Annotated in this window: 15 protein-coding genes; 9 read left to right on the forward strand and 6 right to left on the reverse strand. The window is 31.9% G+C overall.

Annotated elements, in window-relative coordinates; translation table 11 throughout:
* Together ACGLWY_RS06085 and ACGLWY_RS06090 are read left to right on the forward strand one after the other, a co-directional pair.
* Complete coding sequence (locus tag ACGLWY_RS06085) at positions 1-585, forward strand: RNA polymerase sigma factor (protein ID WP_396618785.1); 585 nt, start codon at positions 1-3, stop codon at positions 583-585.
* A gap of 57 nt (positions 586-642) precedes the next feature.
* Positions 643-789, forward strand: a complete 147-nt coding sequence (locus tag ACGLWY_RS06090) for a hypothetical protein (RefSeq protein ID WP_396618786.1) — start codon at positions 643-645, stop codon at positions 787-789.
* A 23-nt stretch (positions 790-812) separates the two neighbouring features.
* Here the strand turns inward: ACGLWY_RS06090 and nth are convergent, their stop codons facing one another.
* Positions 813-1,478, reverse strand: a complete 666-nt coding sequence (nth, locus tag ACGLWY_RS06095) for an endonuclease III domain-containing protein (protein ID WP_396618787.1) — start codon at positions 1,476-1,478, stop codon at positions 813-815.
* A gap of 32 nt (positions 1,479-1,510) precedes the next feature.
* Here nth and bcp point away from each other — a divergent pair, with 32 nt between their 5' ends.
* Positions 1,511-1,975 (forward strand): thioredoxin-dependent thiol peroxidase, encoded by a 465-nt coding sequence (bcp, locus tag ACGLWY_RS06100; RefSeq protein WP_396618788.1) that lies wholly within the window; start codon positions 1,511-1,513, stop codon positions 1,973-1,975.
* 456 nt (positions 1,976-2,431) lie between these two features.
* On the opposite strand, the gene ACGLWY_RS06105 is transcribed toward bcp, so the two are convergent.
* Entirely contained in the window at positions 2,432-3,904 is a 1,473-nt protein-coding gene (locus tag ACGLWY_RS06105) for a TonB-dependent receptor (protein ID WP_396618789.1), read from the reverse strand.
* A gap of 255 nt (positions 3,905-4,159) precedes the next feature.
* On the opposite strand from ACGLWY_RS06105, the gene ACGLWY_RS06110 reads away from it, so the two are divergent.
* Both ACGLWY_RS06110 and ACGLWY_RS06115 read left to right on the forward strand, forming a co-directional pair.
* The gene (locus ACGLWY_RS06110) at positions 4,160-4,927 is read left to right on the forward strand and encodes an MBL fold metallo-hydrolase (protein ID WP_396618790.1); all 768 of its coding nucleotides are present in this window, start codon (positions 4,160-4,162) and stop codon (positions 4,925-4,927) included.
* Positions 4,928-5,150: 223 nt separating this feature from the next.
* Entirely contained in the window at positions 5,151-5,651 is a 501-nt protein-coding gene (locus tag ACGLWY_RS06115) for a hydrolase (protein WP_396618791.1), read from the forward strand.
* Here the strand turns inward: ACGLWY_RS06115 and ACGLWY_RS06120 are convergent.
* Together ACGLWY_RS06120 and ACGLWY_RS06125 are read right to left on the reverse strand one after the other, a co-directional pair.
* Entirely contained in the window at positions 5,644-6,018 is a 375-nt protein-coding gene (locus ACGLWY_RS06120) for a DNA topoisomerase IV (RefSeq protein WP_396618792.1), read from the reverse strand. The two genes, ACGLWY_RS06115 and ACGLWY_RS06120, sit on opposite strands and share 8 nt — an antisense overlap.
* A gap of 330 nt (positions 6,019-6,348) precedes the next feature.
* Positions 6,349-6,723 (reverse strand): helix-turn-helix domain-containing protein, encoded by a 375-nt coding sequence (locus ACGLWY_RS06125; RefSeq protein ID WP_396618793.1) that lies wholly within the window; start codon positions 6,721-6,723, stop codon positions 6,349-6,351.
* Positions 6,724-7,014: 291 nt separating this feature from the next.
* Between ACGLWY_RS06125 and ACGLWY_RS06130 the strand changes: the two genes are divergently transcribed.
* The 4 genes from ACGLWY_RS06130 (at position 7,015) to ACGLWY_RS06145 (ending at position 11,392) form a co-directional block, all read left to right on the forward strand.
* Positions 7,015-8,172 (forward strand): M14 family zinc carboxypeptidase, encoded by a 1,158-nt coding sequence (locus tag ACGLWY_RS06130; protein WP_396618794.1) that lies wholly within the window; start codon positions 7,015-7,017, stop codon positions 8,170-8,172.
* 70 nt (positions 8,173-8,242) lie between these two features.
* Positions 8,243-8,722, forward strand: coding sequence for an Lrp/AsnC family transcriptional regulator (locus ACGLWY_RS06135; protein WP_396618795.1), 480 nt, complete (start codon positions 8,243-8,245; stop codon positions 8,720-8,722).
* Between the two features lie 270 nt (positions 8,723-8,992).
* Positions 8,993-10,444: an MBOAT family O-acyltransferase gene (locus ACGLWY_RS06140; RefSeq protein WP_396618796.1), complete on the forward strand. Its 1,452-nt coding sequence runs from the start codon at positions 8,993-8,995 to the stop codon at positions 10,442-10,444.
* Positions 10,445-10,456: 12 nt separating this feature from the next.
* Entirely contained in the window at positions 10,457-11,392 is a 936-nt protein-coding gene (locus ACGLWY_RS06145; RefSeq protein WP_396618797.1) for a hypothetical protein, read from the forward strand.
* Positions 11,393-11,867: 475 nt separating this feature from the next.
* On the opposite strand, the gene ACGLWY_RS06150 is transcribed toward ACGLWY_RS06145, so the two are convergent.
* The gene (locus tag ACGLWY_RS06150) at positions 11,868-12,833 is read right to left on the reverse strand and encodes a hypothetical protein (RefSeq protein WP_396618798.1); all 966 of its coding nucleotides are present in this window, start codon (positions 12,831-12,833) and stop codon (positions 11,868-11,870) included.
* 202 nt (positions 12,834-13,035) lie between these two features.
* Positions 13,036-14,082, reverse strand: coding sequence for a hypothetical protein (locus ACGLWY_RS06155; RefSeq protein WP_396618799.1), 1,047 nt, complete (start codon positions 14,080-14,082; stop codon positions 13,036-13,038).
* Between the last annotated feature and the right edge of the window lies 1 nt (position 14,083).

The raw sequence follows: 14,083 nt of genomic DNA on the forward strand, positions 1-14,083 counted from the left end.
ATGCAATACGAACTTATACAAGATGCTACCTTAGTTAGCAATTATATTAAAGGTGATGAAGGTGCTTTAGAGATTCTTGTCAACAGGCACAAACAAAAAATTTACAGTTTTATTTATTCAAAAGTTTACGATAGGGATGTTGCTGAAGACATTTTTCAGGACACTTTTATTAAAGTAATTCGTACCCTAAAAAGAGGTGCTTATAATGAAGAAGGTAAATTTTTACCTTGGGTCATGCGTATTTCACATAATTTGGTGATTGACTTTTTTAGGAAGAGCAACAGGATGCCAAAATTTGACAATACAGATGAGTTTAATATCTTTTCTGTGTTAAGCGATACCAGCTTAAATGCTGAAAATAGTATTATTAAAGAACAGGTTGAAACAGATGTGAGACGTTTGGTTGAAGAGTTGCCAGAAGACCAAAAAGAAGTCTTGTTAATGCGTATTTATGAAGATTTGAGCTTTAAGGAAATTTCAGATAAAACGGGTGTTAGTATCAATACTGCTTTGGGGCGTATGCGCTATGCATTAATTAACCTGAGAAAAATTATAGATAAACACAATATAATTTTAACAAATTAGTACAATAAAGTAAATTTAGCTGCGTTAATAACTTAAATTCAACTTTAAATTATTAAAATGGCAAAACTCTACTCTGAAGGTTCTATTGAAAAATTGAACGAACTTGAACCGAAAATTGAAACGGTTAACTTTATCTTAAATTATTCTAAAGTTTTAAGCGTTATAAAATATAATAAGATGAAGTTTGAAGCGCTTCTGAACTAAGGTGAAAAGCCCTAACGTTTAATTTAAACGTTAGGGCTTTTTAATTTATAATATGCGTCAATTATAGATTGTCTTCCAATAGTTTTGGTTATGGTGTCTTTTTCTAAATCCCATCCACGAGCAGGAGAATATTGTCTACCATACCAAATAATTTGAAGGTGCAAGTCATTCCATAATTCTTTTGGGAATAATCTTTTTGCGTCTTTTTCAGTTTGCACCACGTTTTTTCCATTGCTTAAATTCCATCGATACATAAGCCTGTGAATATGTGTGTCCACGGGAAAAGCTGGTACTCCAAAGGCTTGTGACATGACAACGCTCGCTGTTTTGTGTCCCACAGCGGGTAAAGCTTCTAAAGCTTCGAAACTTTGAGGTACTTTGCCATTGTGTTTTTCAATTAAAATTTTAGAAAGCCCATAAATACCTTTGCTTTTCATAGGTGATAATCCTACAGGCTTTATGATTTCCCTAATTTCTTCAACCGAAAGTTTAACCATGTCGTACGGATTGTCTGCTTTTTCAAATAATAAAGGTGTTATTTGGTTCACGCGAACATCCGTGCTTTGTGCCGACATTAAAACCGCTATTAATAAAGTATATGGATCTTTATGGTCTAACGGAATAGGTATGGTTGGATATAATTCCTTGAGTGTTTTTATTACGAATTCTACCTTTTTATCCTTTGTCATGTTGTATTTTTGTGGAAACCAAAGTTACTATTATGAACACATTAAAACAAGGAGACAAAGTACCAAATTTTGAAGTATTTGATGAGCAAGGAACTATTATAAAATTATCTGATTACAAAGGAAAAAAGTTAGTCGTTTTCTTTTATCCAGCAGCCAATACGCCGACTTGTACTGTTGAAGCTTGCAACCTAAGGGATCATTATAAAGAATTAGCAGATGCTGGTTACGAAATATTAGGTGTTAGTGCAGATACTCAAAAAAAACAATCAAATTTCAAAAAAAAATATGATTTTCAATACCCTTTGATTGCAGATGTAGATAAGGTTATGATACAGGCTTTTGGAGTTTGGGGCTCAAAAAAGTTTATGGGACGCACCTTTGACGGTATTCACCGCAAAACATTTGTAATTGATGAAACAGGAGTTGTAGAATGTGTTATTGATAATGTAAAGGCAAAAATTCACGCTTCCCAAATATTAGCATCAATTAACAATTAATAATTCTACTAGTAAATAGCCAATAGTCAATAGTCATTAGCCATTAGCCATTAGCCAAAAGCTGGTGGTCAACAATCAATTCAACAATTCAACGGTTAAACGAATAAACAATATAAAAGTAGCCATTAGCCAAAAGCCAATAGCTGGTGGTCAACAATCAATTCAACAATTCAACGGTTAAACGAATAAACAATATAAAAGTAGCCAGTAGTCATTAATCAATGGCTGATGGTTTTTGGTTGTTGGTGGTTAACGAATAAACAAATAAACAACCATGTTGATAATAGGACTTCGACAGGCTCAGTCTGACATAATCAATTAATGATTAAAATAGCCATTAGCCAAGGTTGGCGATTCAACAATTAAACGAATAAACAATAACAGATAATCAGCAACAAGCCCGTGGAATTCTTTAGATTAAATTTAAAGGACTTTTTAGGGAGTCACTTTTCTTTTTTATCTGATATATTTTTTTCTTTTAGGCAAGACTAAGGGTTTTCTTGTATAGCCAAACATGCGATAATCTTTAATTAAGTCAGCAATACCTTCAGGTAATTTGTCTTCCCAACCGCTTTTTCCTTCTGCTATTTGCTGTAAAATTTCTCTTGAGAATATGGTTAAACATTTCTTATCGTAATCTTTAATATCTATTACTTTCCCGTTGTATTTAAAGAATTTGTACAATTCTTTCATACGTGGGTAAACTTTTAAGTTTTCACTAGTAATTAGTTCACCCGTTGCTACATCAATCATTGGGTATAAATAAACTTTTAGGTCTTTAAAAAATAGTTTGCCAAACGCTTCCAAAATGCCTCCACTTATGTGACGATAATACTTTTCATCAAAAATATCAACTAAATTATTAACGCCCATTGCTAGACCCATTCTTGCTTTAGTGTAGTTAGAAAAATACTCAACAACTTTGTAGTATTCTTGGAAATTGGATATCATAACCGATTGCCCTAAAGAACATAATAAATCGGCTCTATCCATAAAGTCTTGTTCGTCAATTTCGCCTTCTGCACGTAAGTTTGAAAGTGTTATTTCAAATACAACCTCGGTATTGTCTTTGTCAACCTTTTTTTCTTCAATAAACATTTTATATGCGTTTTCATACATATCTATATTTACTTGGGTTACAGGTCGAAAACTTCCTCTAAAGGCTAAAATGTTTTTTTTGTACAATACACGGGCTGGTAGTACGTTTTTCCCGTCTGGACCAAACATTACGGCATCAGTCATGCCATTTTTAACAAGTTGTAGAGACATCAATCGGTTATCTACATTTTTAAATAAAGGGCCAGAAAAATTAACTGTATCAATTTCTAATTGATCTTTATCTAAATGGTCATACAAGTAACGAAGCAGTTTTTTTGGTTCATTATACTTGTAAAAAGCACCATAAATTAAATTGGTGCCAATGACACCAAGGGTTTCTTGTTGAAGTCTGGCATCGGTTTCTTTAAAACGGATATGTAAAATAATGTCATTATACTCTTGGTTTGGTTCTATTTGGTATTTAATACCAATCCAACCATGACCTTTAAACTGTTTTGCAAAATCGATGGTAGTTACAGTATTTGCAAACGAAAAAAACAGCTTATTGGGATAATCTTTTCTGGAAAGTCGTTTTTCAATAAGATCAATCTCGTGGTTAAGCATTTTTCTTAAGCGACCTTCTGTAACATAACGTCCATCATCTTCGGCACCATAAATAGCATCACTAAAAGCCTTATCGTAGGCGGACATTGCTTTTGCTATCGTTCCAGATGCACCGCCAGCTCTAAAAAAATGACGACTTGTTTCTTGTCCTGCTCCAATTTCTGCAAAAGTACCGTAAATATTCTCGTTAAGGTTAATGCGGAGCGCTTTGGTTTTTAATGATGGAATCTCTTCAAATTCCCGATCTCCCTTTAAGGTAATTTCCATGTTACTGTTTGGGTTACTTAATTATGTTAACAAAGGTATCAAATAATAGAGGCAAATAAAAAAATAACTCTAATTTTGTTGGTAGGTAAGATCCCTTTTGATGAACATATAAAATGACTTCATTATTTTAATGTTTCCATAAAAAAGCAAATGGTAAATTATCGATTTTTTCAAATATAGTTATTTTGAGTAATAATTATTTTGAAAAATAAGTGATTAAGTGAAAATAAATTAAAAAAAAATAAATACTGATTTTTGAAAATAACGTTTTTAGGTACCGGAACTTCACAAGGTATTCCCATTATAGGGAGTACACATCCGGTGTGCTTAAGTGACAATAAAAAGGATAAACGCTTGCGTGTTTCTGTTTTGGTAGAATGGGATACATTTGCCTATGTTATTGATTGTGGACCAGATTTTAGATATCAAATGTTGCGTGCAGCGTGCACTAAGATAGATGGGGTTTTGTTTACGCACGAACATTCAGATCATGTTATGGGTTTGGATGATATTAGACCCTTTTATTTCAGGCAAGGCGATATCCCTATTTACGCGCACAAACGGGTTTTAAAATCACTTAAAAAGCGATTCGATTATATATTTGCTACAAAAAACAAATACCCTGGAGCACCTTCTGTTGTTCCGAATCGTATAAAAAACAAACCTTTTATTTTAAATAGCTTAGAGGTCATTCCTGTAAATGGGAAGCACGACGCATTACAGGTTTTTGGTTTTAAATTTGGGGACTTTGTCTATTTAACCGATATGAAAACAGTTAAAGAGAAAGAAATTGAAAAAATAAAAAATATTAAGGTACTAGTCGTTAATGCTTTAAGAATCGAACCCCATCAATCGCATTTTAATTTGGAAGAAGCGCTTGAATTTATTAATAAGGTAAAACCGAAAAGAGCCTATTTAACACACATTAGCCATATGTTAGGATTTCATGATGATGTTGAAAAAACATTACCTAAAAACGTGTTTTTGGCTTATGATGGCTTACAAATAACAATTAACAATTAGCAATTAACAATTAACAATTAACAATTAGCAATTAGCAATTAACAATAATGTTGGTAATTAGGACTTCGACAAGCTCAGTCTGACAGGGAAATATATAAAAAGTAAGTGTATAAATAAGTTTGTCAAGCTATATAATAGAAGTGTTGGTAATAGGACTCGACTGCGCTCAGTCTGACATCTGAATTGTCAAGTACTAATAAATAACAATTTAATTTTTAAAAAAATGAAACAGAAAATTTTTATGTATTTATTTGTTTTTTCCATATTACTGGTGTTGTTTCAGTATGTGAATTCTAAACGGGTTTTTGAAGACATGAACCATAAACTGGATGGGTATAAAGGACAATTAGAGCGCTATAAAGACTCTGTCGTTGTTTTGCAAGACGAGAATTTAGATTTGTCGCATTTCAATTTAGAAAGAAATGAGGATGCTATCAGTTATTTTGAAAATCAAGGTTATAATGTGATCGAGCTAATTCCATTAATAAAAGACGAACTTTATAAGTTGAATGAAGAAAAAGGTGAGCACCCCATAATTCCCTATGCCGCGGAGGAAGGGAAGCGCATGATGATTAATACCATAAAACTGTTGAACCATAAATGGATTATAGCAGATTTTTCAGATGGCCACTATTGGGGCGAGTTGTTTTTAACTTATGAAATAACGGAAGATAAACAGCTTAAATTTAATTTGGTTGAATCATTTTTGTATCCGTTTAATTAGCATCCATTTTATAGGCAATTCCTTTTTGTTTTTTTGTTTCGCCTACATACGAATATTCGAAGGTGTATGATGAATCGGTTGTGGTCAAGATTTTTAGATGAATGTCTTTTTTTTCTGCCATGTTTTTAGGGTTTATGGTTTTAAAAACAACCTCGCAATCATTTATCCAACGTAATTGAGATGAATCCGTTTTGTTATTATAAACTTCAACTTGTAACGCTTCGGTGCGCTTAAATTTCGATTTAAATAACTCGCCATTAATGGTTACTTCGCTATAGTAATTGCCCGTTTTATAGTCAGTACAATTTCTACTTGTTTTGTAGCAACTAAAAAGGCTTAATAAAAATAAAAGACAAAAGAATTTCATAGTGAAAAGTTTCTATGCAAAACTACAAAACTTAAATAGAACTCGTTTAAACTTTTTATAATTGGCTAAAAAATTGTCCTTTTTTGTCCATACGCCTCCCGGCCCATTGGCTACGCCGAATCTTCTATTTCACTAAAACAGTCCACTGGATTGTTTCTTAACGTTCAGTCCTGTCTTTTCTTCCATAGTCCTGCTATGCAACTCAAAAAAGCCTTCAACCGATTACAAGGCGGAGCATAAAAATAACCCAGTGGGTTATTTTAGCGAACAAGCCAGCTGGTGATAGGTTAAATTTTCGCTTCAATCAAAAAAGTATATACGAGTTCATAGTTAATTCTGGAAATTTTTAAAACTTCCGTCAGAATAGAAAATAACGATTCGTTCAATGGAATGATCCTTTTTAATTTCAGATGCCATTTTATCTTCTATAACAGGAGCGGGTGGTGATGTAATGGTATTGGATTCCGTCGTTTTTTTTGTTGCAGGAAATTCGCCTTTGCCATTTAACAGCCAATACAATTCAACTTCTGGAAAAGCAGAGAGTATTTTTAAAACAAATTCTAAACTTGGTTTGTTTCTGCCGGATAAAATATGAGAAATACTTGAACGCTGAACACCAATTTTTTCAGCAAAGGAAGAAGCGCTTTCGCCGTAGTAATCTATGACTTGTTGCAGTCTTTTAGTAAAAGCTTCGGTGTTTATCATTGTAACTGTTACAAATGTATATTGTTTTTACAAATGTAATATTTTATAATCAAAATCCAGCATAATACAATGTTAAATATGTTTAGAATTTAAATTAAAACTTGATGTAAATTAGTATATGTATCTGAAATATAGTATTTTAATGATTAAATCATTTATTCAAGTCAATTTGTTTACATATCTAAGCATAATACAGTTTGTAACTGTATAACATTGTAAACAAAAAGACGTTTTTTGTTGTTTACAAATGTAAATTCGTAATTGTTTACATTTGTATCCTAAAATTTAATGATGGAAACAGAACATATAAAATCCTTGTTTTTAAAATATAAAGAATCTGGTTTAAATCACCGTTATATTACCAATAGTCACATAACTCCTTTGTTGGAAAATATGACTCATAAAGTACATGTAGAGACTATTGGAAAGTCTGTTTTAAACAACCCTATTTCCGGAATTAAAATTGGCAATGGTAGTAAACGCATTTTGATGTGGTCTCAAATGCATGGTAATGAATCTACCACTACAAAAGCTTTGTTTGATCTTTTAAACGCACTATTAAGCGATGATTTATCTGTAAGCCACATATTAAACTCCTGTACATTATATATCATCCCTATTTTAAGTCCGGATGGTGCCCAGGCGTATACAAGGGTGAATGCAAACCAGGTAGATTTAAATAGGGATGCACAAGATTTAACTCAACCTGAGAGCAAAGTGTTGCGTGATACTTTTAAAATGTTCAAGCCGCATTATTGCTATAATTTACATGGCCAACGCACTATTTTTAGTGCCGGAAAAACAAATAAACCTGCCACCGTATCGTTTTTGGCACCTGCCCAGGATAAAGACTGTACTATAACACCAAATAGAAAAATAGCTATGGAAGTCATTGGTGTTATGAATGGGGTGTTACAACAGGTTATCCCAAATCAAGTAGGGGTTTATGATGATGCCTTTAATTTAAACTGCGTGGGAGACACGTTTCAAAGCGAAAACGTTCCAACGATATTATTTGAAGCTGGACATTATCATAATGATTATGGTAGGGAGGCAACTAGAGCATTTATTTTTATGTCTTATATAGCTTCATTAGATTATATTTCAAAAAACAATGTTTCGGGAGCTCATTATGAATCTTATTTAAAGATCCCGGAAAACGAAAAGTGCTTTTTAGATGTTATTATAAAACATGTAAAAATAGTGAGTCATGGCAGTGAGCTTATAACAGACATTGGCATTTTATATCAAGAAAAGCTTATTGAAGGTAAAATTAATTTCATTCCTAAAGTGACGCATATAGAAAACTTAGATGCTTATTTTGGACATAAAGTAATTCAAGCTAATAAGTTAGAGGTTTTTAATTCAGATGGTAAATTATTGAAAGTTGATAGCGAAAACGTTTTCGTAATGATAGATAATGAAAAAATCTCATTATTACCGAAATAAAGTGTATGTATTATGCGTAATTATTAGTAAAAATGTATTAATTTTGCTTAATATTTAAGAATAATTAATTATGGGGAAAATTAAATTAGACGAGATTGATCATCAAATTCTTGACATGTTAATCGATAACACAAGGATTCCGTTTACAGACATTGCAAAAAAATTATTAATATCAGCAGGTACAGTCCACGTACGTGTTAAAAAAATGGAGGAGCAAGGCATTATAAGAGGCTCGTCCTTGATGTTAGATTATAAAAAACTTGGATATTCATTTATAGCATACGTAGGTGTTTATTTAAATAATACTTCGCAAACAAAATTTGTTCTTGAACGTATCAATGAAATTGCTTTTGTAACTGTAGCGCATATCACTACAGGAAAGTTTAATATTTTCTGTAAAATTAGAGCAAGAAGTACAGAGCATGCTAAAGAAATCATATTTAAATTAGACGATATTGAAGGTGTCTATAGAACCGAAACCATGATTTCTTTAGAAGAAAGCATCAATGATAAAAAACGGTTAATGCACTCTATTTTTAATGAGATGTAGTTTGTATAAAGATATTTAAAAGCCAGTTCAATTTTGAACTGGCTTTTTTTTTGCTATTTGTAGATTAAAGTTTTAATCCGTCTTTTGAAGAATATTTTTGCTATATTTTCATTAAATATAGATGTTTGTATATGACGAAGCGTATAAAAGTGCGGTGGATTATTCTAGCGAATGAGCCAGCTTGCACAAATGGTATTTTCGCTTCAATCAAAAATGTCAGATAAGTTCTATGTAAATTTATTGCTGGTTTTGTATTTATAATTGTTCTATATGGTATTTAACTCTTTAGATTTTTTTATATTTCTTCCTATTGTTTTTGTTCTTTATTGGTTTGTTTTTAAAAAGCATTTAAAGGCCCAAAACATATTAATTTTAATAGCTAGTTATGTCTTTTATGGTCTCTGGGATTGGAGATTTCTCTCGTTAATTTTATTAAGCACTATTGTAGATTACTTTGTAGCATTAAAAATAGATGGCTTAGAAGATAAATTTAAACGTAAATCCTGGCTTTGGGTTAGTGTCTTCTTTAATGTTGGTCTTTTAGGTTTTTTTAAATACTATAACTTTTTTGTTGATTCTTGGGTAGACATGGTTTCTCTATTTGGGTATGAAATTAAAAGCACGTGGACCCTGCGTGTTATTTTACCTGTTGGGATTTCGTTTTATACCTTCCAAACCATGTCGTATTCGTTTGACGTGTATTATAAAAAAGTCAAACCAACTACCGATTTTTTATCGTTTGCAGCATTTGTTAGTTTCTTTCCACAGTTAGTAGCTGGACCTATTGAAAGGGCCTCAAACTTACTTTCCCAAATATTAAATAAGCGTACATTTAATTACGATCAGGTTGTAAGTGGCCTTAAATTGATTCTATGGGGTTTATTTAAAAAAGTAGCCATAGCCGATGCATTGGCTCCTATCGTAGATGATATATTCTCGAATTATTCAAATTATCCGGCATCTACACTTATTTTAGGAGTAACTATGTTCAGTTTCCAGGTATATGGTGATTTTAGTGGCTATTCTGATATAGCTATAGGAACAGCGAAACTTTTTGGAGTTGAATTAATGTCGAATTTTAAATTTCCGAATTTTTCTAGAAATGTGGCAGAGTACTGGCAAAGGTGGCATGTGTCGTTATCTACTTGGTTTAGACATTATGTTTACATTCCGCTAGGAGGGTCAAAGGTAAGCAAGTTAAAATCGGTAAGAAATATTTGCATTGTGTTTTTGGTGAGTGGTTTTTGGCATGGTGCAAACTGGACCTTTATTTTTTGGGGTGCTTTTCATGCCTTGGCTTTTATTCCTGTTTTCTTAATGGGCAGAAATACTATTTATAAGGATTCGGTAGTGGGAGAGCGCACTTTTTTCCCAACATTCACGGAAGTAGGACAAGTATTGCTAACTTTTTCAATTGTTACTTTTTCTAGAATATTCTTCAGGTCTGAATCTATTACATCAGCTTTTGGTTTTATAGATAAAATTTTTACTGATTTTTCATATGGAACCTATAATCATCCTATGGGTTATCGTATGATTGATTATTATGTGCTTATTATCATTTTCGTTCTCTATGAGTATAGAATGCGTAGAGATGAGCGTTCTCCGTTTAAATTCAAATCTAAAATCGTTAGGTTTGTTACTTATACGCTTGTTATTCTATTGATGATGTTGTTTTACGATGATGGGGTTGATAGATCGTTTATTTATTTCCAATTCTAAATTTTAACAATAATGAAGAGGTTGATTTTTAATATTTGTTTATATATTATTCTGATCCTTTTTTCATTAGAAGGTTTTGTACGTTTATTTCATTTATATGATGATGTTCCTTTGCTGTATATTGATGCATGTGGGGTGCAAAAAACCATACCAGGTCAAGCAGGTTTCTCGGTTACTGGAAATAGAAGGCAAAACTATGCTGAGTATAAAATAAATAGTTTTGGTTATAATTCATATAGAGAGTTTAGGCCCACTAAAGAGCGGATAGAGATTGCTCTAATTGGTGATTCATTTATAGAAGGGTTTAACCAGCATTATTACGACTCTACCGGCAAAAAAGTAGAAGACAGATTGGAAGGTGTAGAGGTTTATGAATATGGGCGCGGTGGTTATGATATGGCCGATCAGCTACACTTAATCAATGCTTATAAAAAAGACTTTGACCTTATTGATTATATTTTTATCTACATGAAGTTTGAAAATGATTTTAAGAGAAGTTCATATGCACCTGGATATGATTATATTAATTTAAAGCACACGCTTAAATTTAAAGTCAAAAGAAACATTAAACTTTTTATGTATGCAGATAGAATCGGACTTTTTGATGGTTTTAGGAAAATTATTTACAGACAAAATAAACCCATAAAACAGCATACAATTGCAGAGGAAACACTACATAAAAAATATACAGAAAATTTCAAGGCTCTAGTAAAAACATATGGCTTTAATAAAGAAAAAACAATCTTCTTGCTTGATAAAAGAAAAACAAGTCCGTTGTTTTTGGAACATTGTGATGACATGGGGTACACGTACCTAGATTTTGGTGCAGAATTTGCAAAATCAAAGAAGCCAGCGACTTTAATTTACGATAGGCATTGGAATAACAACGGAAGAACCATAGTGGCATCAGTCATAGCAGATTATGTAAGAACGCATTTAATAAAGTAGCAACCACGCACAGCACAATATTTAATGTGAGTTCGATTTAAAATGGAGCCTAAACCCTAATATTAGTAATTGTTGTCACCTTGAGCGAAGCCTCAGTATGATGTGGGAATAAGTGATATGACACAAAACGGGTATCCATATTATTTTACATTAGTGTCCGATTAAAGAATCAAGGCTTCGCTAAAAGAAAATAGAATAAAAACTAAATTTGCATGTCTGTTTTTATACTCGTTAAGTAATGTGGATCAAGAGTTTGTTTTATAGAATGCTAATATTTAGCAAGTTACATCTAATCTTTACCAAAGTTTAAAACTTTTGCAAAGCTATCTTCCTGATTTGCAAGGCTCATTTTTCAACCCTTGATTGCATAAGTAACTAATTATTACAAAAAGCAAGGCAGCAGTCAGTAATCTCTTTAAAAAATCACTATCACTGTGTTTGCAGGGAATTGTAAAAGTTTTATTGGATACAATGATTATTTTATATTTTCTTTAATGTAATTGGTAATAACAGAAGCTATAATGTTTCTACCATGGTTATTCCAATGCATATCGTAAATTAGTGTAGTTGGTATTTTGGAGTCTTCAAAGGCTTTACCAAAGTCGATGTATTTATAGCCCATTGAATCGCAATAATCCAAAAATGATTTGTTGGTGCTTCTAGAGTCAATTAGAATAGTGTTTTTGTTTTTATCAAAACCAAATATTTCTATAAGCTTTTTAAAATTTTCTAAATATTTTAAATTATCAGCTATGTTTTTTTCGATAGCTTCATCGGATGTTTTATTGTTTGCAGTGTTCCCATGTGCTAATTCCAATAATTTGCCTTTAAAATCTCTTAAAGGTTCAAAAAGTCCAATATCTTCAATGTAATCAAACAACTTTATTTTCTTTTTTATTCTTGAAGTAAGAAAATATTGTGAGTCAACCCAGTACTGATCAGGTTCGTAGTAATCTCTTTGTAAATCGTTTTCAAACTTCATATAAATTATTATATGATCTATTAAATCGAATTTTTCCTTATATGCGGTTATGAGATGTAATTGGTCGGCAAAGTCATATCCAGAATGCCCATATTCAAATACTTGTGTGCCATTATTAAGTTTATCCTCTATTTTTTTGCCAATTGAATTGTTATAGTTTTGATGCAAGCCTTCAATAAATGAATCGCCAATAATAGCTATATCTGTTTTGTTTTTTGAAGGTGTAAATTCCCTATATGAATTAAACCCAGATTTATTGATGTGGTATTGGGCAAAGTTCATTACCCTATTGCCTGTAACCGTAAAGCCTTCTTGGTTTGGGGCATAGGTTTTAACATTTTTATCGTTTATAATGAATTGAGGATATTCATCATAAAGATGAAAAACGCGCACAATAATTTCCAGCTTAATAAATAGCAGTATACTATACAATATTATTTTTCCAAATAGCAGTTTCATTTATTAAGGCGTTTCATTTTAATCTAAAGAATTCCTCGACGCTCTGCGTCGGAGTTAAGTGGAAAGTTTGAAAACCTTAGGTTTTCATCAATTAAAAAATAATTTTCCGCTTGATACCTCGATGGCTCTGCCTCGGGGTAGTTCGTTACATAAAAGTAATTACTAAAAAGCTTTGAAGCATTAAAAATCGATTAAATACAATTTATTCAGTTGATAATTTATTGCTAAATAGTGGCTTAAGTTTTTTTAATTTATTAAAAACATAATTAAATATAAGGTTCCAATCTATTAAGCAGAAACAAATTAAACGGTATTGCCTAAACGAGATACCCATTAAAGTCCCTATTGATATATGAAAGAAGATGGCTGAAATAAGGTAGATATTTCTATATTTAGAATTGATGAATACTATAAAAGCCAATAGTTCAAACATTACTGAGCCTATAGCAAGCAGCATTAAAAGGGATTTACTATTAGCTATATATCCAGAAATTGCAATAAATTTTGGAGCCGTTTGGTAGTTAGCATACGTGTGGCCAATAAAACCGAATTTGTCTTTCCATTTTTCATCTTCAGTAATTTCACTGTCTCCTATAATCAATTGTATATCACCTTGATTATACAAACTGGTTCTTTCTTTTAGATAAAATCCTAAAGTAGCGCCATCCATCCAATGTATGCCATGTCCGTATCTAAGTTTAGAAACCCCAGCAGAGAAGTAAGTTAGAGCTACTAACATTAATATAAGGTTTAATCCCCATTTCGGTTTTTTTCCAAAACCAATGTTATTGTTTTTATAAAAATATTTAAGTAATATGTAATCTATAGATAGTTTCATAGAACCTGGCACTAAAGCTAATGCCAATAAAACTTGTGTTGGTAATGATACATGGTGGTCAAAAATGCCAATGCCTTCACCTATTCCGTACAGAAAAAAACTAAAAAATGCTAATATTAGCATATTTAACCTTCCCAATAATCCTACTGCAGCACCTATAGTAGCCATAATGATCAGGGTGTGATATGTGGCTATTGTACTGGCATCAAAAGCAAATAGGGAATCTGGCAACATGCTAGTGAACCATGTTTTCGCCAGTTGGTAATCTGGGTTTCCTATTAATTCAGAAACAAATCTTAGTTCACTAATAAGTTTTTTCCCTATTAAAATTGACAGTAAAAGCCTTAAGATGCTTAAGGGCTGGTTTATAACAAACCGGATGGCGTAGACAATATTGCTTGAAAATTTCATT

Origin of the sequence: Mariniflexile sp. HMF6888, assembly GCF_044335535.1 — a bacterium.
Classification (GTDB): Bacteria; Bacteroidota; Bacteroidia; order Flavobacteriales; family Flavobacteriaceae; genus Mariniflexile.